We start from the raw sequence: 21,813 nt of genomic DNA on the forward strand, positions 1-21,813 counted from the left end.
ACAGCCATAACCCGCTGTATTTTCAAGAATAAAAAATGTGGCACGGAAATAGCTTGAGACAGGAGCATCCAACCCTGGAGAACCGGGCCATGAAGCTGACCTATCGCCACAACCCTCTGCAAAGCCAGCATTCGCCGCTGCCTGGCAATGCCGCGCCGGGCCGTGCCCGCACGCCGGCACCGCTCAGCCCCCTGGAGCTGGCCCAGCGTCTGCAGACCAGCCTGGAACTGGAGCGGGTGCTGGAAATGTTCTCCGAGACGATCCAGTGGGCCTTCCCCCACGACGGCATGACCTACGACCACCCCGGCCTGGGTCTGCATGCCTCCTGGGGCCGGATCTCACGGCACAGCTGCTGCTACAACCTGGTGGTGGAGCGGGAGGAGATCGGCGAACTGCGTTTCCTGCGCGGCCGCAAGTTCCGTGACGAGGAGCTGACCGAACTGGAGAACCTCATGGGCGTGCTGGTCTATCCGCTGCGCAACAGCCTGCTGTATCGCCAGGCCGTGGAATCGGCCCAGACCGATCCCCTCACGGGCCTGAGCAACCGCGCTGCCATGGAACGCCTGCTGCCCCGCGAGCTGGCGAGCCTGCGCCGCGGTCAGCACGAACTGGCCCTGCTGGTTGTGGACGTGGATCACTTCAAGCGCATCAACGACACCCTGGGCCATTCCGCTGGCGACCGCGTGCTGCGGGCCACCGCCAAGTGCCTGCGGGAGGCGACCCGGGAGAGCGACATGCTGTTCCGCTATGGTGGCGAGGAATTCGTCATGCTGATGCGCACCGACAGCCCCGAGGACGGCCTGCAGGCCGGCGAGCGCATCCGCACCGTGTTGCGCGAATGCCCCGAGCTTCAGGCCGCCGCATCGGGCATGCAGCTCACCGCCAGCATCGGCGTCGCCCAGGCCCATCCCCTGGACACCCCCGCCACACTGTTCGACCGTGCCGACCAAGCCATGTACCTGGCCAAGCAGGCGGGACGGGACAGGGTGGTTGGAAGTGAGAAGTGAGAAGTGGAAAACAAACCACCCTCACCCCGGCCCTCTATTCCGGGCGTCCTGCCCTCCACCCTTCGGACCAGCCTGCCGGCTGATCACAAATCTGTCTGGAACAGATTTGATCGTCCGATAGGACGACCCGGAGGGTGGAGGACAGGATGTCCGAAATAAATCCGCCCCCAGCGGATTTGTCCCTGAGGGAGAGGGAAGCGCTTCTACTTCTCACTTCTCACTTCCCAATTCCCACTTCGTACTTCCTTCCCAATTCACCCTTCCGACTTCAGCGACACATGGCACTGGTACCGGGGACGCAATCGCCCTCGGCCTGGCTGCTGCGATAAAGATCGGTGAGCGTCCGGTACTGTTCAGCACTCAGATTCTCCCGCACCGCCTGCACACAGTTCATGCGCATGTTCACCAGCCGGGTCTCCAGCTGCCCGATCTGCTCGGCGATGGCCTCGCGATCGGACAGGTCCGCGCCGGTCAGCACCTTCTCCCGCAGCTGCTGACGCAGCTTCAGCTGTTCCTGCTCCACCGCCTGACGACGGGCCGGTGCCGTGGCGCGCCACTCGCTCACCCAGGCCCGCTGGGACTCATCCAGACCCAGCGCATCGGCATGCCGCACCAGCAGGGGCATGAAGGCCACGATGGGCCGGGACAGCTCCCGCTCGGCAGCACCCTGGGCCAGGGCGTTACCGGCGCCAAGCACCACCAGCAGGGCAACAGCGAATACAGACTTGCGCATGATCAGATCTCCATTGTTTCAAGTGAGGGGTCAGGGTTTAGGCGTGAGGGGTGAGGAGTCAGGCGTTAGGCGTAGGAGCGGGATTGCTTTTCACTCCTCACGCCTAACCCCTCACGCCTCTCATACAAACCACCACTTCAACGCGCGTAGTACTCCGCCAAGGCGCGGATCTCCTCGTCGCTCAGATCCCAAGCGAACTGGGCCATGCCCTGGTGCACGTCGTTGTGACGGGTGTTGTCACGGAAGGCCTTGAGGGTGCGCACCAGGTACTCCGGGCGCTGACCGGCCAGGGACGGGGTCTCGTTGCGACCGCCCTGCCCCTCCACGCCATGACAGCTGGCGCAGGGGGTGATCAGGCGCTGGGGATCGCCGCGACGCACCAGGTCGTTCACCGGGTGTCCCTTCTTGAGCGGCGCACTGCCGGGCAGGGGCTGGGCGGCATAGAAGGCAGCCACGTCGGCCATGTCCTGCTCGCTCATCATGCGCGCCAGCACCACCATCATCTCGGCCCGGGCGTCCTCGTGGCGCAGGCCGTCGCGGTAGTCCAGCAGCATCTTGTAGGTGTAGGGCGCACGCTGACCGGAAAGCGCCGGCCAGTGACGACTCAGGGACTCGCCCCGCTCGCCGTGGCAGGAGGCGCAGAACAGCGCATCGTGCAGTCTCGCGCCCCGCTCGGCATCCCCTTCCGGCATGGCGGCGAGCGCCGCGTGCAGGCGCACCGGCGTCCAGGTCTCGGCAGGCGCTTCGCCCTGCCCGGCCAGGGCCTGCCCGCCCAGGACAAACAGCAGCAGGAACAGCAACAGGTGTTTGCTCATGATTCTCTCTCCCCTACGCGAAGCAGTCTTCGGTGAAGGTACGCATCCAGTTCTGCTGGTACAGGGCGCCGATGCGGATCTGGGCGCGTGAGGCATCCAGGGGCAGGAAGCGCGGCCCCTCCATGCGCGTGATGCGTCCGTCCACCAGGCGGAAGATGTCGGCCACGTACAGGCCGTACTCGGTACCGGCCAGGGCATAGCAGGTGTTCTCCCACAGGGGCGCCTGGGTGTCGCGCCCGGCCAGCAGGTCCACCACGGCCCGGGCGGCCACCTTGGCCTGGGTGTTGGCGGAGAAGCCGGACTTGGGCATGGCATCGGCCACGCAGGCATCGCCGATCACGTGGATGCCCGGATGACGGGTGGACTCGTGGGTGCGGCGGTCGATGGGGCAGTAGCCTCTCCCGTCCACCAGGTCCAGCTCGAAGGCCACGCGGCCGGCCACCATGGGCGGCACGATGTTGAGCACATCCGCCTTGAAGCGCCCGGCCTCGGTCTCGACGCTCAAGCTTGCGGGATCCACGGACAGCACCCGGCCGCCGTCACGCCCGGCCACCCAGTCCAGCATGCCCGGCGCATCGTGGATCTTCATGGGCCACTCGCCCTCGGTGGGCATGCCCTCCTGGAAGCGCTCCGGCACGTTGTAGCCGTACAGGCGGTTCCAGCCCAGCAGCATGCTGGGGCCCGGCACGAAGCTGTCCTTGGCATCCAGGATGATCACCTTGGCGGTCGGGTTGTGCACCTTGAACCATTCGGCCATCAGTGCACCGCGCTCGTAGGGCCCGGGTGGGCAGCGGTAGGGGTTGGGCGGGGCCACGATCACGAAGGTGCCGCCGGGGCGCATGGCATGCAGCTGGTCGCGCAGCAGTCGGGTCTGGGTGCCCGGGATCCAGGCGCTGGGGATGCGGCTCTCGGCCACGGACGCGCTGTAACCCTCGATGCGCTCGTAGAGCAACTGGATGCCCGGCGAGACGATCATGCGGTCGTAGCCAAGCGTTGCACCGCCGGCGGTGCGCACCGTGCGCCGATGGGGATCCACGCCGGTGACCATGTCGAACAGGAACTCGATGCCGTAGCGGTCGCGCAGGCGATCGTAGCGGACCTCCAGATCGTCCATGCCGATGTGGTCGTTGAGCACCTCGCTGGAACCGTAGGGACGCAGGTAGACCGGGTTCTTCTCGATCACCGTCACGCGGATGTTCGGATCGGCCAGCTTCAGGTACTTGGCGGCCGTGGCGCCGCCCACCCCGCCGCCCACGATGACCACGTGGGGCGCGGCATTGGCGAACACGCTCTTGATGGACAGACCCGAGGCCAGCATCGCGCCGGCGCCCAGGGCCTTGAGAAAATCACGTCGCTGCATGGTCTCTACTCCTCGGTTCCCTGGGCGGCGAAGAACTCGGCCATGGCCCGGTATTCCTCGTCGCTGAAGCCCACCGCCACGCTGTGCATGAGCGTGGACGGGCGAGTGCCGTCGCGGAAGGCGCGCATGGCGCGCACGAACTCCTCCACCTCCATACCCGCCAGGGGCACGAAGGCGGCGGTGCCGAGGCGGCCATAGGTGCCATGGCAGGCGGCGCAGGTGTTGCCCATCATCTCGCCCGTGGGGCGTTCGGTCTGCTGCGCCACGGACTCCTGGGCAGGGGCCGTGGCGGCGAACAGCGGCAGGAGCAGGGCGAGTGTGTAAACAAACTTCTTCACGGTCGTCTGCCTCCTCATCACAGCGCCCACCAGACAAAGCCGAGCACGAAGTAATGCACGATCCACAGCACCAGCATGGCGATGGCGATGTTGCCCATGCGGTCCACCACGGCGCTGGCGGTGTACACGCCACGGGTTTGTCCGGCCCGCCAGGCCACGGTCAGGTAGTAGGCCAGCACGCCGACACCTAAGACGCCGAAGGTGACGAAGAAGGTGAGCGTGCTGTACCAGTCCATGTTGATGCTGTAATCCAGGGCGTTGTAACCGTGCACGCCGTGGAGCTTCGCCCAGCGCAGGGCCTCCCGGGCCACCGCCACCAGGATGATGGCCACGGTGCCCACGCCGAGCACGGCATAGGCCCAGGGGCTGTCCCCCTTGCCGCGCACCCAGTGGGCAAAACCTACGAAACCCAGCAGACCGGCGGCCGCCACCCACACCCAGGGGGAGAAGGCGAAACCCGCCACCGCTTCCGGCAGGGTCGCCATCCACACCGCGCCCAGCACCAGGGACACCACGCCGCCCAGGTTGATCAGCCGGTAGGCGAGATCGCGCACCCAGTCCAGGTAGTTTGGTTCGACGTCATCCCGGGCACGGAAATAGCGCTGGTAGGCCACCAGCAGCGCGCCGGTGACCGGCGCCGACAGGGAGATGAAGAACAGGAAGCGCCAGGGATGGAAGGCGTGCAGCGCCGTGCCCCGGGTCTCCAGGTCGCCATGGGGGGCGTACCAGCTCATCCAGTGCTCCGGCTGCAGCATCTGCTGGGCGAGCACGTGCATGATGAAACCCACCACCAGCAGCAGGACCACCGAGGCCACCATGGCGCCGGGACAGCTCAACTTGCGCGCCGGGTCGGCCAGGTGGTGGTTGCGCCAGTAGAAGACGTACATCAGGGTGTAGCCCACCAGCAGGATCAGGATGAAGCCGATCACCCACCAGGCGGACAGCACGTTGGCGGTGTACCAGAACGGGTCGTAGATCACCTGCACGAACAGCAGCGGCGCGACCCCCAGCACGATGGCCACCGAGACCATCACCTTGGCCACGTTGATCATGGACTGGGCCAGGCGGCGGCGATGGGCGTCCTTGCTGAACGCCCCCCACAGGGTCAGGGTCGAGGCGCCGAGCATCATCTGCACGGCGGCGATGTGCAGCGCGAAGGTCAGCACCCCCAGCACCAGGAAGATCACCGGGTGGGAGGGGATGCCCGCCGGGTCGCGCAGGGCATAGAGCAGTTCGGTTTCCATGGCCTTACTCCTTCATGGAGACGGAAGCGGGCAGATCGTCCGCCTGTGCAATCGCGGCGCGCTGCGCGGCGTAGCGCGCGGGCACCTGCGGGTCGTTGAGGCTGGCCATGTACACGGCCAGGGCCTCGGCCTCGTCATCGGTGAGCGGGATCAGGGGCATGTACAGGGTGTTGCCCGTGGTGAGCGCGCCCTTGAGATAGGTCTTGATGCGCGCCACGTCGGTGTGGCCGCCCAGGTAATTGCGCAGCGGGCGCATGCCGGTGTCGGTGACGCTGTGGCAGTTGGCGCACATGGACAGCGCGATGGCGCGTCCCACCCGGGCGGCGTTCTCGCCGTTCACCTCGCGCAGTTCCTCGGGCAGGAACACGTGGGTCTTGAGCAGGCCGTGTTCCTGGATCACCGGGATCTCCGAGCGGATGCCCATGCCCGGCACGTCACGGCCGATCACCTGGTTGGAGTAGACGTACTCGCCTGCCACGAAGGGCTTGCGGATGGACTCGCGCGCCACCTCCTCGGGCCACAGGCCGAACACCAGGATGGACACCGTGGCGATGGAGGCCACCACCGGCGTGAGCAGGCGCGGCTGGATCAGGGAGGCGATGAAATACACCAGGATGCCGCCCAGCACCGCCAGCAGGCTCACGGAGAACCAGTCGGGCAGACGGGCCTGCATCACCAGGTGCGCGTGCTCAGGCAGGGTGCTGGTGTACCAGCTGAACAGCGCCGTGCCGGTGATGGTGGAGACGATGCCCAGCCAGGCCAGCTTGCGGATGATCTCCCGGCGCAGGTCCAGGTCCGTCAGGCGCGAGGCCACGATGCCGCCCACCACGGCGGTCATGGTGAACATGAAGGCCGAGCGCATGGCCAGCTGGGCGAAGGTGTTGGAACCGTAGAAGCCGTTGAGATAGCCGCCCTCGGCGAACCACGCCTCCTTGCCCGGCCAGAGCATGAAGGACAGGATGCCGATGATGATCAGCATGGTGGCGTAGGAGGCCAGGGCGAAGATCCAGGTGATGCGCAGGTGGGTGCGCTGATCCACCTTGCCCACCAGGTAGACCACCATGTACACGCCCACCACTTCGATGACGAAGAACACCCACTCGGTGGCCCACTTCCACACGAAGCTGTGGATCAGCGCCGAGATGCCCCGCGGGCTCGCCACCGTGGTGGAGTACCAGATGCCGACGCCGGTGATCGACCCCGCCACGTAGGCGAACACCAGCAGGAACAGCCCGTAGCGCTTGATGAAAATGAGCAGCTCGGGCTTGTTGCGCCGGTAGGCGATGGTCGCCAGGAAGGCGAAGAAGATGGCCGCCCCCACGGAGGTGTGGGAGAACAGCACGTGGATGGTGGCGATGAGACCCACGACCCAGCCGCTGCCGATCGTAGGCTCGTACCACGTGGGATAAAGGCCGATGAGTTCCATCGAGACCCCCTGCTGATATGGCTTTGTGTCGGATCGCCTGCCGCGCGCTGCGGCAGACACCTTTCGTTGTATCGGCAAGGCCTTGTGCACAGGCCGTGCCAGCAGGGGGATTACGCCTCGGAGGGACTGTCAACTGCTTGAAATAATGAGAAATCCATCAAGCTGCCTGTTCTCGTCCAAGTCGGGACCGGCCAGCTCGATGCGTCATAAATGGCAGCAACAGACAAAAAGACCGCCAAATATGGCGGCCGCGAAGAAAAGACCCGGGGACGGGTCAGCAGGATGACTCGGCGGTGTTTGAATGCTTTTAAATCCTGTTAATCCTGTCCATGATCCCGCCCTTCCCGAAGCCCTTCCAGCTTCCGGTACAGGGTGCGCTCGCTCACCCCCAGCAGCCGCGCCAGTTCCCGGCGCTCGCCCCGGTAGCGGGCGCTGACCCGACGCAGGTAGCGGCCCTCCAGCTCGTCCAGGGGGATGATCTCGCCCGATTCGGGGCACAGGTTCTCCTGCCGGGCCGGGTGGGGTCCGAGCGCCAGGTGGCGGGCCTCGATCTCCCGGTCGTCCGCCAGCAGGCTTGCCCGCTCCAGCAGGTTGCGCAGTTCGCGGATGTTGCCGGGAAAGGGGTAATCGCGCAGCGCGGCCAGGGCATCCCGGCCCAGGCGCTTGCCCCGGGCCGAGGGGATGCGCGCCAGCAGCGCCTCTGCCAGCACGGCCAGGTCCTCTCGCCGCTCCCGAAGGGCCGGCAGTTGGATGGGAAACACGCTGATGCGGTAGAAGAGGTCTTCCCTGAACTCACCGGCGCGCACCAGGGCCTCCAGGTCCCGGTGGGTGGCGCACACCAGCCGGAAGTCCGCCTTCTGGGGCTCGATGCCGCCCACCCGCCGGAAGGTGCCGGTCTCCAGCAGGCGCAGCAGCTTCACCTGCATGCCCAGGGGGATGTCGCCCAGCTCGTCCAGGAACAGGGTGCCGCCGCGGGCCGCCTCCACCAGGCCCACCTTCATGCTGGTGGCGCCGGTGAAGGCACCGCGCTCGTGGCCGAAGAGCTCGCTTTCGAACAGGGTCTCGGTGAGGCCCGCGCACTCCACCGCCACGAAGGGGCCGGTGTGCCGTGGACTGAGTTCGTGGATCGCCTGAGCCACCAGTTCCTTGCCGGTGCCGGTCTCTCCCAGCAGCAGCACCGTCGCCTCGCTGGGCGCCACGCGCTGCACCAGCCCCAGCATGTGGTTGAAGGCAGGCGAGCGCCCCACCAGCTTCTCGGCACTGGGCCTGGCGCTGGCCACCTTGCTCTGGCGCATGATCTCCAGCACGTAATGCACACGCCCATCGGCACGCGGTATGGGTCGGGTCTCCACGTCCACGTGCTCCTCGCCCCGGGGTGTCTGGTGCAGATGCAGGACCCGCTGGGCCTGCCCCGTCTCCAGACACCCCTTCAGGGGACAGCTCTCCCCGGCCTGGTCACAGGGAACCGTGTAGCCATGGGAGACCTGGAAGCACTTGCGCCCGCGGCCCGCCTCGCCGTAGACGCGCCGGTAGGCGCTGTTGGCGGCCAGGATGCGGTAATCGGGATCCAGCAGCACCGCCGGCTCGTCATGGGAGTCCAGCAGTCCGAGGAGTTCCGGGGAGAGGGGAGCAGGAGAGGACATGGGCGACAGGCCTGAACTGCCAGAATTGACAGATCACACGATACAAGATCCAAGAGACAAGAGAAACCCGCCCCTCTTGCCTCTTGGATCTTGTCTCTTGGATCTTGCCTCTTGTCTCTGCCGTCCTAGCCCGCATATCTCACCACCGTTCGTAGCGAGGGCGCCGAGATGCCGCTGTGACGGGGCGCGCGGAGCGGAAGACGGCGCAGGCGTAGCCGACACTACGTCAAGCCGGCTGGAGGGAGCACGCCCCGTCACAGCGAGCAGATCGGCGGCCGCAGTAGAAGGGTGGTGAGATATGCGGGCTAGAGCACGGCCGGCACCTGCTTCGACAGGGCCTGCTTCTCCTTCACCGCCTCGGCGCCGGTGAGCACGAAGCCGCCCACCTCATCGCCCTGACTGAACACCGCGCGCACGCCCTCGCCCACCGACTCGATCTTCCACTCGCCCACCGCACCGGGCGCAGGCGGGGCCACCACCACCGGGTGGGCGGGGGTCTTCACCACTACGGGCATGGCCGGATAGCTGACCTGGGTAGGTTCGCCGGCCAGGGTCTTCGCCAGGGCCCGGGCCGCGTGCATGATGGGCATCACGTAGGGCAGCACCAGACCGGCCACCTGGGCACAGTCACCCAGGGCATAGACGCCCTCGGCGGAGGTGGCGAGAGTGCGATCCAGCACGATGCCGCGATCCACTTCCAGACCCGCTTCCCGGGCCAGTCGGGTATCGGGGCGCAGGCCCACGGCGGAGAGGATCGCGCCGGCCTCGACGGTCTCGCCGTTGTCCAGGCTCAGGCGAAAGCCCGTGTCCTTGCGATCGATGCGCTTGACCACGGTCTCCAGGTGGAATCGGATACCGGCGGCCTCGAGCCCCTTCTGGATGGCGCGACCCGCCGCCTCCGGGACCAGGCGCCCCAGGGGGGCGGTGTCGGGCCCGATCACGTCCACCTCGCGTCCGCTGCCGCGCAGGTCATTGGCGAACTCGCAGCCGATCAGGCCAGGGCCGATCACGGCCACGTGCCCCACCCCCTCGATGGCCTCGCGGAAGCGCCCGTAGTCCTCGCGGCTGTTCACCGACAGCACCGCATCGGCACCGTCGCCTTCGTAGGAGAGGCGAATGGGCTCGGCGCCCACCGCCAGCACCAGGCGGCCGTAGTCCAGGGACTCGCCGTCCTCAAGGCGCACCTGCCGTGCGGCGGTGTCGATGGCCGCCACCCGGCGCCGGGTCAGGATGCGCGCATCCAGCTGCCCGGCCATGGCCTCGGCGCTCTGGCTGATCAGGGCCTCGGGATCCTTGTTGGAGGCAAACGCATTGGACAGCATGGGCTTGGAATAGAAGGCCCCGTCGTCCGCCGTGACCAGGGTCAGCGGCGTCTCTTTGTCCAGCTTGCGGAACTCACGGGCCAGGGTATAGCCGGCCAGTCCCGTGCCGATGATGACGATTCCCGACATGTCTTCAGGCTCCCGCGTAGCAGCGGCCCAGCAGGCGCCACCATTTGATGATCGGTTTGTTTTTCATGACATTGCCTCCATTGAGGCAGGTCAGGCGTGAGGTGTCAGGCGACAGGCGTGACACTGCACCACGCCTCACCCCTCACGCCTCCCACCTTACGCCGCGACCAGCACCATCTCGAAGTCGGCCTTGGCCACGCCGCACTCGGGGCATTCCCAGTTTTCCGGGATGTCTTCCCAGCGGGTACCCGCGGCGATGCCGTCCTCCGGCATGCCCACGGCCTCGTCGTAGATGAACCCACACACCACACATTCCCACTTTCTCATGATCGATCTCCAATAACCTGTTCAGTTGTCTGTTTGAGGCGGGGCAACGCCCCGCCCCCTTGTCTCTTGCATCTTGCATCTTGGATCTTGTCTCTGCGCCTTTATGCGACCTTGCGAGCCGCTTCCACCCGCGCCAGCGCATCCTTGTAGTGATTGGCGTGACGCTCTTCCACCCGGGCCAGGGCGGCGAAGCGCTTGGCGGCCTTCTCCAGGACGCCCTGGAAGTAGTCGGCGTGCTCAATGGACTCGGCGATCTGCTCGTCGAACTCGCGCACCGCGGCCTCGTTCTTCTCCTGCATGGCCATGTGACGGAACTGCGGGTACATCTCGCTGTATTCGTAGGTCTCGCCCTCGATGGCCAGTTCCAGGCACCGGGCCGGGTTCATCTTGGCCTTGGGAAACAGCAGGTCCAGGTGACCGAATGCATGCTGCACCTCCTGGGCGGCGGTGGCCTCGAAGGCCTGCGCGGACTCGATATCGCCCATCTCGCGGCACAGCTTGGCGAAATACAGGTACTTGATATGGGCCATGGACTCGCCGGCAAACGCGGCTTCCAGGTTCTTGACGGTGACCGAACCGTTCTCGGACTGCTTCATGATGTTGACCTCCGGGTTTGAAAAGTTGCGCCGCGGTGTTGCGGCATGGAGGTCATATTAGGAATTGACTATCGATATATCCAATTTAATTAAACGAACACCATGATAGCTTTGGGCTATGATGGACTGAAAAATCATGGGGTCCGCAAATGAACGCGAATCAACGCAAATAAACACAGAGCACCATGGTCGCTGCCTTTATCGCCCCCTCCAAGGAAGCAGTCAACGAGCGCAGAACGGACTGGTTCAGACCTTTTCGTAATTTGCGTTGATTCGCGTTCATTCGCGGACCCCCGGGGTTTTGCGGACCCCCGGTTTAAGGATTCAGGGCCTGATCGGTTCCACGCAGCTGAGGTCGGCGTCCAGGATGGCCTGGCGCACCGCCTCGATGGCCTTGGGGCGGGGGAAGCTCACCCGCCAGGCCAGGGCCACCCGGCGGGTGGGCACGGGTTTGGCGAAACGGCGGATGGTCAGCAGGCGCTGGGCGTAGCGGTCGGCCCCGGCGGCGGTGCAGGGCAGGACGGTCATGCCCATGCCCGAGGCCACCATGTGCCGGATGGTCTCCAGCGAACTGCCCTCCACGGTGCGCTGGATGCTGTGGTCCGAGGTCACGGTGCGGTGGCAGTTGGGACAGAGTTCCAGCACCTGGTCCCGGAAGCAGTGGCCCGCGCCCAGCAGCAGCAGATTCTCCGAGGCCATGTCGGTGAGCTTGATCGTCTCCCGTGCGCTCCAGGGGTGGCCGGCCGGGAGCACAGCCACGAAGGGCTCGTCGTAGAGCGGCAGGGTGACGATGCCCGGTTCCTCGAAGGGCAGGGAGATGATGATGGCATCCAGGTCCCCCTGCTTGAGGCGCTCCGAGAGCCGCGCGGTGTAGTTCTCCTCGATCACCAGGGGCATGTTCGGCGCCGACTCCCTGAGCGCCGGGATCAGGTGCGGCATGAGGTAGGGGGCGATGGTGAAGATCGCCCCCAGGCGCAGGGGTCCGCTCAACTGGTCCTGCCCCTGGCGCGCGGCAAGCACCACCGCGTCGGCCGCCTCCAGGGTGCGCTGAGCCTGGGCCACCACCTGCTCGCCCACGGGGGTCACGGAGATCTCCCCCCGGTTCCGCTCGAACAGAGTCACGCCCAGCTCATCCTCCAACTTCTTCACCGCCACGCTCAAGGTCGGCTGGCTCACATGGCAGGCCTCGGCGGCGCGGCCGAAATGGCGTTCCCGGGCAACGGCGACGATGTAGCGGAGTTCGGTGAGGGTCATCAGTAAGGCGCTAGAGACAAGTGGCTAGAGACAAGATACAAGAAAAACCTGTTGGGCGAGACCTTCAGTCATGGGGCATTTCACACACCTGTGTGGCATATGGCCCGCAACTCCCAAGATGCATCGTTCTGCCCCCCTGTCGCCGCGCCGTTTGCGGCTGTGGCCTGGTAATTGCCTACAGGTCGAAGGGATAACGACAACCACTATGGGGAGACACCATGCCACACCATCGCCTGGCCCTGGCCATCGCAGTTGCACTGAGCATTCCCTGCGCCCACGCGGACATCATCCTGGCGCCCATCACCGTGACCGCCACCCAGGAAGTCGCGATACCCGCCACGGATCAGCTTACCGAGCACACCCCGCTGCAGAGCCCCAAGGCCGACGCGGGCGAGGCCCTGCGACTGATCCCGGGGGTATCCGGCTCGCGCATGGGTCAGCACGGCATCGACCCCATCATCCGGGGCCAGACGGCGGATCAGCTCAACGTGCTGATCGATGGCGGCTTTGTATTCGCCGCCTGCCCCAACCGCATGGACCCGCCCACCAGTTTCGGCTCATTGATGCTGTATGACCGTATCGTGGTGGAAAAGGGGGTGCAGAGCCTGCTGCACGGCCCGGGCGGCAGTGGCGGCACCATCCTGTTTGAACGCGACACCGCCGAGATGGCCGCCGAACCCGGCGTGCGCGGGCGACTGAGTTTCGGCGCCAACGACAACGGCCTGCACGGCGACGTGGGCCTGGACATGCTGATGAGCAACGGCCAGGGTTATGTGCGCGTGCTGGGGGAGGCGCTCAACGCCGGCAACTACGAGGACGGCGATGGCAACGAGGTCCCCTCCTCCATGAAAAAGCGCGCCGTCACCCTGATCGGCGGCTACCGCCACGACAATCACAGCGGCGTGGAGGCCTCGGTGGATCGATCCCGGGTCACCGACGCTCGCTATGCCGGCGCCGGCATGGACTCTCCGGATGATGAGCTGAGCGCCTACCGGCTCAAGGGCTGGGCCGAGGCCCTGGACGGACCGGTCAGCGGCGTGAAGGCGGAAGCATGGCGCAGCGACGTGGACCACGTCATGGACAACTTCTCCCTGCGCGAACCGGCCAACCCGATGATGCTCAGGCGCTCGCCCACCACCTCCCGCACCACCGGTGGCCGGCTGATTCTGAGCTCGCAACTGGATCGCGCCGAGTTGGACTACGGCGTGGATCTCCGGCGGGTGGACCGCGATGCGGTCCTGCTAGACGCCCTGAGCGGTGACCTGCTGTTCCGCACCTGGCCGGATGCACGCCAGGACAACCTGGGACTGTTCGCCCAGGCAGACATGCAGACTGGCACGGCCGGACTGCTGCGCGCCGGTCTGAGGGTGGATCGCCACGAATCCAGTATCGACAGCGATCTGGAAGGACAGAGCATCGCCAACGCCATCGCGCCCTGGGTGCCGGAAGGCACGGCGGAAGCGGCCGGCAAGACGCGCAGGGACACCCAGGTCAGCGCCCTGCTGCGTTATGAACATGCGATCAACGGCTCGCTCACCGCCTTCACCGGCCTGAGCCGAACCATCCGCCAGCCGGATGCCACCGAGCTCTACTTCTACCGACCGCACATGACTGAACGGCTCATCGGCAACCCGTCCCTGGACGCCGAGAAGCACCATCAGCTGGACCTGGGCGTGGTCGGCCAGGGACCGCGCCTGAGCTACGAGGCCGCGCTTTTCTACGACCGGGTGGAGGATTTCATCCTGCGTGACGATGTGGGCAGCACCCTCAGCTTCCGCAACGTCAGGGCCACGCTCTGGGGCGCGGAACTGGGCGCCGGTTTCCGCCTGCATGATGACCTGATCCTGAGCGGCGCCCTGGCCTACGTGCGCGGCCGAAATGAAAGCGATGGCCGCGACCTGCCGCAGATCCCGCCGTTGAACGGGCATGTGGGCCTGGAATACCAGCCCGCTCAGTGGCTGCTGGGCGCGCGCACCCGCTTCGCCGACAAGCAGACCCGCATCGACACCCTGGGCGGCCTGGACACCATTGAAACCCCGGCCTGGGCCGTGCTGGATCTGTACGGCAGCTACCGGGTGAACCGGCAGCTGGAAATGCGCGCGGGCGTGGACAACCTGTTCGACCGTCACTACGCGGAACACGTCAACCGCAACTACTCAGCCCTGTTCGGAGACCCAACGGATCGCATCTACGAGCCGGGCCGCACCCTGTGGGCGCGGGTCAACGTGACGTTCTGAGAGAGGTGTGAGGTGTGAGGTGTGAGGTGTGAGGTGTGAGGCAGAGCATCCCCGCCTTACGCCTTACGCCTTACGCCTTACGCCTTACGCCTTACGCCTTACGCCTTACGCCTTACGCCTTACGCCTTACGCCTTACGCCTCACTCCCCCTCCAGGGCGTACTTCTTGATGCGATACAGGAGGGTGTCCCGGGTCAGGCCCAGCAGACGGGCGGCCCGGGTGCGGTTGCCCTGGGTACGGCCCAAGGCCTGGCGGATGAGGCCTGCCTCCAGCCGATCCAGCTGCACGCCGTCCCGGGGCAACTGCCAGTCAGGCAGGTCTCCGAGCGCATTGGAACGGACCTCCAGCTGCAAGTGTTCCGGGTCGACCGTCTGACCGCTGTAGAGCACGACACAACGTTCGCAGAGATTGCGCAACTCCCGCACGTTGCCAGGCCAGCGATGACGGGTCAGCAGACGCCGGGCCTGAACGGAGAAGCGAGGCGGGCTGACCCCGTGGCGCGCGGCCAGCTTTTCGGTCAGGGCATCCAGCAACACCCCGATGTCCCCCGGCCGCTCCCGCAGGGGTGGCAACTCCAGGGGGATCACGTGCAGCCGGTAATAGAGGTCTTCCCGGAACCGGCCTGTATCCACCCAGTGGCGCAGGTCGCGATGGGTGGCCGCGAGCACGCGGACATCCACCGGTTCCGGAGTATCACTGCCCAGGGCCTGGCATTCTCCCTGTTCCAGGAAGCGCAGCAGCTTTGCCTGGGCACTCAGGGGCAGCTCGGCCACCTCATCCAGAAACAGGGTGCCGCCCTGGGCCTGGCGGATGCGCCCGGGCCGGTCCGTCATGGCGCCGGTGAAGGCACCTCGCCGGTAACCGAACAGCTCCGCCTCGACGAGATCCCGGGGTAAGGCGGCACAGTTGACCGCCACCCAGGGCCCGCGAGCACGTCGGCTCTCGTGGTGGATCAATCGCGCCAGCAGCTCCTTGCCGGTGCCGGTTTCCCCGAGCACCAGGGCGGTGGCGTCAGTGGCTGCGACCACCCGCGCAGCGCGTAACACCGAGAGGAATTCCGGGGATTCGCCGATCATATCCTGGGGATGAAAGCCAGTGGGCTGCATGCTTAGCTCAGGTTCGGTTTGAAGGTCGATGGGTTTCATACATTGTCGGCCCGACAGACACCGTTTCAAGCCTGCCAGTTAATGCATCATCAGCGGCAACGGCGCCATGACCACGATCAACAGCCCGGCGGTTCGCCGCACCCCTGGCCGCCGGGTGAACCGGGCCAGTTGCCCCGCCATGACACCGGCGCTCACCAGGGCCGGCAGGGTCCCCAGGCCAAAGAAGCCCATGAACAGGGCGCCCGCCAGGGCGCTCTCGGCACTCACACTGTAGATCAGCGCGTAGTAGACCAGGCCGCAGGGCAACCAGCCCCAGATAAGGCCGAAGCCGAAGGCCTGCCAGAGACTGCGCACCGGCAGCATACGACGCCCCAGGGGCTCCAGTCGCATCCACAGCGGCCTGCCCAGGTGCTCAATGCGGCTGAGCTGCGGCAGCAGGCCAGCAATGTACAAACCCAGGGCCATCAGGAAGACCGTTCCCGCCACCCGTGCGACCATCCACACATCGGGACCGAGACGGGCACTCAGAAAGGCGCCGCCGGCACCCATCAGGGCGCCGGCCAGCATGTAGCTGCTGACACGACCAAGACCGAAGGTGGTGTTGAATAGGGCCACGCGCGCGGGGGTCGAGCGCGCCGTCGGAGACAGACTCATGCCCAAGGCCCCGGCGATGCCGCCGCACATGCCCAGACAGTGAGTGACGCTGAACAGCCCGATCAGGAACGCCACCATCCACTGAAGATCCATCACCCGAGCACCACCCGTCCCTCGGGATGATCCAGACTCAAGCCCATCACCCGCTGCCCCAGACACACCACGTGGCCGGCGTGCCGGTCGGCGCCGTTGAGGCTGAAATCGAAATGGTATTCCCGCCGCAACAGCATCGTACCCGACTCGCTCCTGGCCAGTCCCATGCGCGTTCGCACAACGGACTGATCCAGGAACTGCACGTTCATCTGATCACAGGCCCGGCGCGCCGCCCGCAGCACGTTCTCCCGGCATTTCAGACTGTCGTTGATGTACCAGAGGATCAGGCTCGCCAGCAGGATGAGAAGGATCGGCGTCATGGGAGGAAAGTGTAACTTGAAGTGGGAAGTGAGCATTGGGAAGGACGAAGTGAATGATGTCACGCCTTTTTCGCACTTCCCAATTCACACTTCGCACTTCGCCTCACCTGATCCGGGTTAAAATACCTGCCATGCCCCATACCGATTCTCCCCTGCCCGACCTGAACACCCTGGTTTCCCTGGTCCGTGACGCGGGGCGCGAGGAACTGCTGCCGCGCTTCAACCGCATCGGCCACGAGGTCAAGGCGGACGGCTCCCTGCTCACCGAGGCGGACCTGGCCGTGGACCGGCGCCTGCGCACGGCCCTGGCGGACGCCTGGCCGGAGGTGGCCTTCCTGAGCGAGGAGATGAGCGCCGAGGAGCAGCGCCGGCTGCTGGCGGACACCAGCCGCCCCCTGTGGTGCCTGGACCCCCTGGACGGCACCAGCAACTTCGCCGCCGGCATCCCGCTGTTCGCGGTCTCCATCGCCCTGCTGGAAGGTGGCAGGCCGCGCCTGGCGGTGACCTACGACCCGGTGCGGGACGAATGCTTCAGCGCCATCGAGGGCGAAGGCGCCTGGCTCAACGGGGAACGGCTCAGGACCAAGTCCTTCGACACCCCCCTGTCCCGGGGCGTGGCCCTGGTGGATCTCAAGCGCCTGCCGGCGCCCCTCGCCCGGCGCCTGGCGGAATCCCCCCCCTACGGCTCCCAGCGCAACCTGGGCAGCTGCGCCCTGGAATGGGCCTGGCTGGCGGCGGGGCGCGGGCATGTCTACCTGCACGGCGGCCAGAAGCTCTGGGACCTGGCCGCCGGCGTACTGCTGCTCACCGAGGCCGGCGGTCGTGCCAGGACCCTGGAGGGCGAGCCCCCCTGCTGCCGGGGCACGGGGCCGCACTCGGCCATGGCCGCCCTGGATCACGCCCTGTTCGAGGCCTGGCAGGCCTGGCTGGACACCCCCGCCAGCGGGGCTCCGTGAGCAAACGCGGCACACTGCGCTGGCTCTCCTCCCGGCTGCGACGCCGCTGGCCCAGCCACGTCCCGGTGGCCCACAAGCTGGCCCTGATCATCGCCGCCCTGGCGGTGCTGGTGATGGGCATCCTGGGCGCAATCCTGCTGGCCCAGCACACCCAGACCCTGCGCGGCCAGGCGGAGAGCTTTGGCGAGACCCTGGCCCGCCAGCTGGCCGGCGCCTCGGCGGAGCTGGTGATGGCGGAGGACCGGCTGGCGCTGGCCGCCCTGGTCAACAACTTGGTGCAGAGCGAAGACATCCGCGGCGCGGCGATCCTGGCCGTGGACGGCACCCCCATGGCCCAGGCCGGCGTGCAGCCCGACAGCGGCGTGGTCTCGGAACCCTGGGGTCAGGGACGCCGCTGGCTGATCCGGGAGACCCAGGAACCGGTGGCCTCCCACCGGGCGGTGCTGCGCTACCAGCAGGTGGAACTGGGCCAGGTGGTGGTCACCCACAGCCTGGCCCCCCTGGAGGCCACCACCCGGCGCGCCATCGGCCTGGTCACCGGCGCCACCCTGCTCATGGCCCTGCTGGCAAGCCTGGCGGCCGGCATCCTGGGCAAGCGCCTGTCCCGGCCCATCGACGATCTCATGGACGCCAGCCGCGCCATCGGTGCCGGCAACTACGGCTTTCGCTTCACGGAACGGCGCAACGACGAGATCGGCCACCTGATGGAATCCTTCAACGAGCTGGCCCGGGGGCTGCTGGAAAAATCCCAGGTGGAGGCGGCCCTGTCCCGCTACGTCTCCCCGGGCGTGGCGCGCCAGATCCTGGACAACTTGGAGCAGGTGCAGCTGGGCGGCCGTCACGTGGAAGGCACGGTGCTGTTCGCCGACATCGCCGGCTTCACCAGCCTGTCGGAACGCCTGCCCCCGGCCCGGGTGGCGGACCTGCTCAATGAATACTTCGGCTACATCACCCGCATCGCCACCCACCACCAGGGCACCATCGACAAGTTCATCGGCGATTGCGCCATGGTGGTGTTCGGTGTCACCGACCCGGACCCGGACCATCATGTCCACGCCCTGCAGTGTGCCCTGATGCTGCAGCGGCTGGTGGCACGGCTCAACCGGCAGCGCGATGCCCGGGGTGAGCCGCGGGTGGAATTTCGCATCGGCATCAACAGCGGCGAGATGCTGGCGGGCAACCTGGGCGCCAGTGACCGGATGCAGTACACGGTGGTGGGCGATACGGTGAACCTGGCCTCGCGGCTCATGGGCATCGCCGAACCGGGGCAGATCGTGGTGCGCGACGAGATGATGCAGGACCCCAGGGTGTCCGGCATTGTTCACGCCCGCCAAAGCGACGAGATCCGGGTGCGCGGCCGGGAGGCCCCGGTGGTCACCTACCGCATCGAGCCCGCCCGGGAGGAGCCGGAACTGGACCGGGACATCGACCAGCTGCTGCACGCGGAGCCCCTGCGATGAGACACCTGCTGCCCGTCCTGTGCATCGCCCTGCTGAGCCTGGGCGGCTGCGCCATGCTGGACCCGCTGAGCGCCGACCCCCAGGCCCGCATCGAGGCCCTGGACGAGGCCGGCGAATACGGGCGCGCCCTGGCCCTGCTGGACCGGCAGCTGGCCGCAGACCCGGACAATGCACAGCTGCGCCGGCAGCGCGCAGACCTGGCCCGGCGCGCCGCGCGCTTCGAGCAGCGCATCCTCATCGAGGCCGCCGAACACCTGCGCCGGGACAACTGGGCCGGCGCCCGTGAGCGCTACGACCACGGCATCGCCGTGCTGCCCGACAGCCAGGCCCTGATCGCCGCCCGGGACGCCTTCGAGGTCCAGCGCCAGGAACATCTGCGCATCCTGCGCACCCGCCTGATGCTGGCCCGTGCCCATGGCCTGGTGCGGGAGCGCCCCCTGGTCGACGAGATCCATCGGGTCGCGCCCGGCAGCCTGCGCGCCCGGCAGCACTTCCTGCGCACCGAGCGCGAGGCCCGGGAACTGGCCGACGAGCTGACCCTCCTGGGCGAGCGGGCCCTGGCCGAGGACGATCCCATGCTGGCCGTGGAGGCCCTCACCCTGGCCCACGCCCTGGCGCCGGCCCATGACAGCGCAGAACGCCTGCTGGCCGCCCGCGAGGCCCGCCAGGCGCGCTTTCCGCCCCCGGCCGAGGAACTGCCCGGGGATCCCTCGCCTGAGAGTATCGCCACGGAAGCGACGACCCAGGCCCTGAAGGCCCGCTTCCAGGCGGCCTTCGCCGCTCAGGATCTGGCCCTGGCCCGGCATCTGCTGGAAGTGCTGGAGGCCCGCAACGGCAGCGACCCGGCGTTGCGCCGCCAGCGCCAATTGCTCAACCAGGCCATCGACACCCAGGTGAGCGCCGGCCTGGAGGAAGGCCGAGTCCTCTACGCCCAGGGACGCATCCGGGAGGCCCTGGAGATCTGGCGCCCCCTGAAGGCCCTGGCCCCGGAAAACCGCGAACTGGAGGCCCATGTGGAGCGGGGGGAACGGGTGCTCAGGCGGCTGGAAACGGGGCATTGAGAAGGATGAAGGTTGAAGCTCGTAGGCCCGATAGAGCGCAGCGGTATCGGGCGACACCTGCCGGACACCGCTATCGCTCTGTCCGACGGGACTCTGAAAAGAGGAAAAATAAAAATCATCCTCTCACGGAGACACGGAGGCACGGGGAAAGCGTTTCAGCAGATCTTCTCAGTGTCCCCGTGCCCCCGTGAGAGGAGTCTCAGCGGGAAAAAGTGGGCGTGTGATGGGTTGGCGAGATGCTACGAGATAGGAGACGAGATGTTGAAAAGGGGGAAATAACCGGCTTCCGGCTTTCCAATTCACACTTCCTTCCCCGGATTTGTTAAGGTGCCGCCTCCCCCAAAGCCCCGGTGATCATGTCCGAGCCCACAGCCCAGGAACCCCGCTACACCGTCCAGGTCGGTGACACCCGCATCACCGTGCTGGGTACGGCCCACGTCTCCCGCGCCTCGGCCGAGGCGGTGGAGGCCCTGATCCGCAGCGGCGAGTTCGACGCCGTGGCCGTGGAGCTGTGCCCCAGCCGGCACAACGCCATCGTCAATCCCGACGACTTGGCGCGCATGGACCTGTTCCAGGTGCTGCGCCACGGCAAGGTGCCCATGGTCACCGCGAGCCTGGCGCTCGGCGCCTACCAGCAGCGCCTGGCGGAACAGTTCGGCATCGAGCCCGGCGCCGAGATGCGCGCCGCCATCCGCGAGGCCCAGGCGGACCACCTGCCGGTGCTGCTCATCGACCGGGAGGTGGGTACGACGCTCAAGCGCTGCTACCGCAACGTGCCCTGGTGGCAGCGTTTCAGCCTGTTCGGCGGCCTGCTGGCCGGGGTGATGAGCAAGGAGAAGGTCAGCGAGGAGGAGATCGAGCGCCTCAAGGAAGGCGACATCCTGGAATCCACCTTCACCCAGTTCGCCCAGGAATCCCAGTCCCTCTACGAGCCGCTGATCGCCGAACGCGATCGCTACATGGCGGCGCGCCTGCGCCAGGAGGCGAACCACGGCGACTACAGGCACATCCTGACGGTGGTGGGCGCGGGGCACATGAAGGGTATTCGCGAGAATCTGGAAGCCGAGTGCACCGACTCGCCCCAGGCGGTGCTCAACCACCTGGACCAGGAACCGCCGCCGGCACGCTGGCCCAAGGTGCTGCCCTGGGTGGTGGTGGCCCTGATCCTCACGGGTTTCGCCATCGGCTTTGCCCGCAATCCGGAACTGGGCTGGCAGCTGGTGCTGGACTGGGTGCTGATCAACGGCGGCCTGGCCGCCGCCGGCGCCCTGATCGCCGCGGCCCACCCGCTGACGGTGCTGACCGCGGCGCTGGCCGCGCCGCTCACCTCCCTGAACCCCACCATCGGTGTCGGCTTCGTCACCGCGGCGGTGGAGACCTGGCTGCGCAAACCCAGCGTGGGGGATTTCGCCCGGCTCAAGCAGGACACCACCCACCTGGGCGGCTGGTGGAGCAACCGGGTGTCACGCATCCTGCTGGTGTTCTTCTTCTCCACCCTGGGCTCGGCCATCGGCACCTACGTGGCCGGCTTCCGAATCTTCGATCGCCTGGTGGGGTGAGGACGATTTAAAATTCAAGATTCAAAATTCAAAATTCAAAGGGAAGAGCGCCGGATTTACCCGCATCGGGATTTAGCACTAGGAGCCTGGGCGGTAGAAGTTTTCGGTCGAGCATAAATCGATGCTGATCTGCTGGGGCCGGGTGGCGCCGGGACTGTTATCCAGCCACAGTG

The 21,813-nt window shown here is 66.8% G+C and carries 20 protein-coding genes; 6 read left to right on the plus strand and 14 right to left on the minus strand.

Annotated elements, in window-relative coordinates; all coding sequences use genetic code 11:
- Nucleotides 1-89: 89 nt before the first annotated feature.
- Complete coding sequence (locus tag D580_RS0110250) at nt 90-1,007, plus strand: GGDEF domain-containing protein (protein WP_018954299.1); 918 nt, start codon at nt 90-92, stop codon at nt 1,005-1,007.
- Nucleotides 1,008-1,275: 268 nt separating this feature from the next.
- On the opposite strand, the gene D580_RS0110255 is transcribed toward D580_RS0110250, so the two are convergent.
- The 11 genes from D580_RS0110255 to D580_RS0110305 all read right to left on the minus strand — a co-directional run bounded on the left by D580_RS0110255 (nt 1,276) and on the right by D580_RS0110305 (nt 12,194).
- The gene (locus D580_RS0110255; RefSeq protein ID WP_018954300.1) at nt 1,276-1,740 is read right to left on the minus strand and encodes a hypothetical protein; all 465 of its coding nucleotides are present in this window, start codon (nt 1,738-1,740) and stop codon (nt 1,276-1,278) included.
- Between the two features lie 137 nt (nt 1,741-1,877).
- On the minus strand, nt 1,878-2,555 hold the full coding sequence (locus tag D580_RS0110260; protein WP_018954301.1) for a c-type cytochrome: 678 nt from the start codon (nt 2,553-2,555) through the stop codon (nt 1,878-1,880).
- Nucleotides 2,556-2,568: 13 nt separating this feature from the next.
- A complete protein-coding gene (locus D580_RS0110265; RefSeq protein WP_018954302.1) occupies nt 2,569-3,915 on the minus strand; it encodes an NAD(P)/FAD-dependent oxidoreductase in 1,347 nt (448 codons plus the stop codon).
- A gap of 5 nt (nt 3,916-3,920) precedes the next feature.
- Complete coding sequence (locus D580_RS0110270) at nt 3,921-4,253, minus strand: c-type cytochrome (protein ID WP_018954303.1); 333 nt, start codon at nt 4,251-4,253, stop codon at nt 3,921-3,923.
- A 17-nt stretch (nt 4,254-4,270) separates the two neighbouring features.
- On the minus strand, nt 4,271-5,497 hold the full coding sequence (locus D580_RS0110275) for a hypothetical protein (protein WP_018954304.1): 1,227 nt from the start codon (nt 5,495-5,497) through the stop codon (nt 4,271-4,273).
- A gap of 4 nt (nt 5,498-5,501) precedes the next feature.
- The gene (locus D580_RS0110280) at nt 5,502-6,923 is read right to left on the minus strand and encodes a c-type cytochrome (RefSeq protein WP_018954305.1); all 1,422 of its coding nucleotides are present in this window, start codon (nt 6,921-6,923) and stop codon (nt 5,502-5,504) included.
- A gap of 317 nt (nt 6,924-7,240) precedes the next feature.
- Entirely contained in the window at nt 7,241-8,566 is a 1,326-nt protein-coding gene (locus D580_RS0110285; protein ID WP_018954306.1) for a sigma-54 interaction domain-containing protein, read from the minus strand.
- A 305-nt stretch (nt 8,567-8,871) separates the two neighbouring features.
- On the minus strand, nt 8,872-10,017 hold the full coding sequence (locus D580_RS0110290) for an NAD(P)/FAD-dependent oxidoreductase (RefSeq protein ID WP_018954307.1): 1,146 nt from the start codon (nt 10,015-10,017) through the stop codon (nt 8,872-8,874).
- Nucleotides 10,018-10,173: 156 nt separating this feature from the next.
- Nucleotides 10,174-10,344 carry a rubredoxin gene (locus D580_RS0110295; protein WP_018954308.1) on the minus strand — a complete coding sequence of 57 codons (171 nt, stop codon included), beginning with the start codon at nt 10,342-10,344 and terminating at the stop codon, nt 10,174-10,176.
- Nucleotides 10,345-10,445: 101 nt separating this feature from the next.
- Nucleotides 10,446-10,940 carry a rubrerythrin family protein gene (locus tag D580_RS0110300; protein ID WP_018954309.1) on the minus strand — a complete coding sequence of 165 codons (495 nt, stop codon included), beginning with the start codon at nt 10,938-10,940 and terminating at the stop codon, nt 10,446-10,448.
- Nucleotides 10,941-11,264: 324 nt separating this feature from the next.
- On the minus strand, nt 11,265-12,194 hold the full coding sequence (locus D580_RS0110305; protein ID WP_018954310.1) for a hydrogen peroxide-inducible genes activator: 930 nt from the start codon (nt 12,192-12,194) through the stop codon (nt 11,265-11,267).
- A gap of 218 nt (nt 12,195-12,412) precedes the next feature.
- On the opposite strand from D580_RS0110305, the gene D580_RS0110310 reads away from it, so the two are divergent.
- On the plus strand, nt 12,413-14,431 hold the full coding sequence (locus D580_RS0110310) for a TonB-dependent copper receptor (protein ID WP_018954311.1): 2,019 nt from the start codon (nt 12,413-12,415) through the stop codon (nt 14,429-14,431).
- A 140-nt stretch (nt 14,432-14,571) separates the two neighbouring features.
- Here D580_RS0110310 and D580_RS0110315 read toward each other — a convergent pair whose 3' ends face one another.
- From D580_RS0110315 to D580_RS15425, 3 genes are all read right to left on the minus strand, one after another.
- Entirely contained in the window at nt 14,572-15,537 is a 966-nt protein-coding gene (locus D580_RS0110315) for a sigma-54 interaction domain-containing protein (protein ID WP_018954312.1), read from the minus strand.
- A 78-nt stretch (nt 15,538-15,615) separates the two neighbouring features.
- Nucleotides 15,616-16,284 (minus strand): sulfite exporter TauE/SafE family protein, encoded by a 669-nt coding sequence (locus D580_RS0110320; protein WP_018954313.1) that lies wholly within the window; start codon nt 16,282-16,284, stop codon nt 15,616-15,618.
- On the minus strand, nt 16,284-16,604 hold the full coding sequence (locus tag D580_RS15425) for a DUF3301 domain-containing protein (protein WP_155999812.1): 321 nt from the start codon (nt 16,602-16,604) through the stop codon (nt 16,284-16,286). Before D580_RS15425 ends, D580_RS0110320 begins: the two co-directional genes overlap by 1 nt.
- 131 nt (nt 16,605-16,735) lie before the next feature.
- Between D580_RS15425 and D580_RS0110330 the strand changes: the two genes are divergently transcribed.
- The 4 genes from D580_RS0110330 (at nt 16,736) to D580_RS0110345 (ending at nt 21,640) form a co-directional block, all read left to right on the plus strand.
- Nucleotides 16,736-17,560, plus strand: a complete 825-nt coding sequence (locus D580_RS0110330) for an inositol monophosphatase family protein (RefSeq protein ID WP_018954315.1) — start codon at nt 16,736-16,738, stop codon at nt 17,558-17,560.
- Nucleotides 17,557-19,020 carry an adenylate/guanylate cyclase domain-containing protein gene (locus D580_RS0110335; RefSeq protein ID WP_018954316.1) on the plus strand — a complete coding sequence of 488 codons (1,464 nt, stop codon included), beginning with the start codon at nt 17,557-17,559 and terminating at the stop codon, nt 19,018-19,020. Before D580_RS0110330 ends, D580_RS0110335 begins: the two co-directional genes overlap by 4 nt.
- Complete coding sequence (locus tag D580_RS0110340) at nt 19,017-20,081, plus strand: hypothetical protein (RefSeq protein ID WP_018954317.1); 1,065 nt, start codon at nt 19,017-19,019, stop codon at nt 20,079-20,081. The genes D580_RS0110335 and D580_RS0110340 overlap by 4 nt, the downstream gene beginning before the upstream one ends.
- A 356-nt stretch (nt 20,082-20,437) precedes the next feature.
- Nucleotides 20,438-21,640 carry a TraB/GumN family protein gene (locus tag D580_RS0110345; protein WP_026289895.1) on the plus strand — a complete coding sequence of 401 codons (1,203 nt, stop codon included), beginning with the start codon at nt 20,438-20,440 and terminating at the stop codon, nt 21,638-21,640.
- Nucleotides 21,641-21,813: the final 173 nt, after the last annotated feature.

Origin of the sequence: Thioalkalivibrio sulfidiphilus, assembly GCF_000377945.1 — a bacterium.
GTDB classification, from domain to species: Bacteria; Pseudomonadota; Gammaproteobacteria; order Ectothiorhodospirales; family Ectothiorhodospiraceae; genus Thioalkalivibrio_A; species Thioalkalivibrio_A sulfidiphilus_A.

Bases quoted from the DNA above. Each gene is read 5' to 3' on its own strand.
- D580_RS15425 (WP_155999812.1), bottom strand. From the start codon at position 16,604: ATGACGCCGATCCTTCTCATCCTGCTGGCGAGCCTGATCCTCTGGTAC.
- D580_RS0110290 (WP_018954307.1), bottom strand. From the start codon at position 10,017: ATGTCGGGAATCGTCATCATCGGCACGGGACTGGCCGGCTATACCCTG.
- D580_RS0110320 (WP_018954313.1), bottom strand. From the start codon at position 16,284: ATGGATCTTCAGTGGATGGTGGCGTTCCTGATCGGGCTGTTCAGCGTC.
- D580_RS0110260 (WP_018954301.1), bottom strand. From the start codon at position 2,555: ATGAGCAAACACCTGTTGCTGTTCCTGCTGCTGTTTGTCCTGGGCGGG.
- D580_RS0110315 (WP_018954312.1), bottom strand. From the start codon at position 15,537: ATGCAGCCCACTGGCTTTCATCCCCAGGATATGATCGGCGAATCCCCG.
- D580_RS0110340 (WP_018954317.1), top strand. From the start codon at position 19,017: ATGAGACACCTGCTGCCCGTCCTGTGCATCGCCCTGCTGAGCCTGGGC.
- D580_RS0110265 (WP_018954302.1), bottom strand. From the start codon at position 3,915: ATGCAGCGACGTGATTTTCTCAAGGCCCTGGGCGCCGGCGCGATGCTG.
- D580_RS0110310 (WP_018954311.1), top strand. From the start codon at position 12,413: ATGCCACACCATCGCCTGGCCCTGGCCATCGCAGTTGCACTGAGCATT.
- D580_RS0110275 (WP_018954304.1), bottom strand. From the start codon at position 5,497: ATGGAAACCGAACTGCTCTATGCCCTGCGCGACCCGGCGGGCATCCCC.
- D580_RS0110285 (WP_018954306.1), bottom strand. From the start codon at position 8,566: ATGTCCTCTCCTGCTCCCCTCTCCCCGGAACTCCTCGGACTGCTGGAC.
- D580_RS0110295 (WP_018954308.1), bottom strand. From the start codon at position 10,344: ATGAGAAAGTGGGAATGTGTGGTGTGTGGGTTCATCTACGACGAGGCC.
- D580_RS0110280 (WP_018954305.1), bottom strand. From the start codon at position 6,923: ATGGAACTCATCGGCCTTTATCCCACGTGGTACGAGCCTACGATCGGC.
- D580_RS0110255 (WP_018954300.1), bottom strand. From the start codon at position 1,740: ATGCGCAAGTCTGTATTCGCTGTTGCCCTGCTGGTGGTGCTTGGCGCC.
- D580_RS0110250 (WP_018954299.1), top strand. From the start codon at position 90: ATGAAGCTGACCTATCGCCACAACCCTCTGCAAAGCCAGCATTCGCCG.
- D580_RS0110305 (WP_018954310.1), bottom strand. From the start codon at position 12,194: ATGACCCTCACCGAACTCCGCTACATCGTCGCCGTTGCCCGGGAACGC.
- D580_RS0110300 (WP_018954309.1), bottom strand. From the start codon at position 10,940: ATGAAGCAGTCCGAGAACGGTTCGGTCACCGTCAAGAACCTGGAAGCC.
- D580_RS0110345 (WP_026289895.1), top strand. From the start codon at position 20,438: ATGTCCGAGCCCACAGCCCAGGAACCCCGCTACACCGTCCAGGTCGGT.
- D580_RS0110330 (WP_018954315.1), top strand. From the start codon at position 16,736: ATGCCCCATACCGATTCTCCCCTGCCCGACCTGAACACCCTGGTTTCC.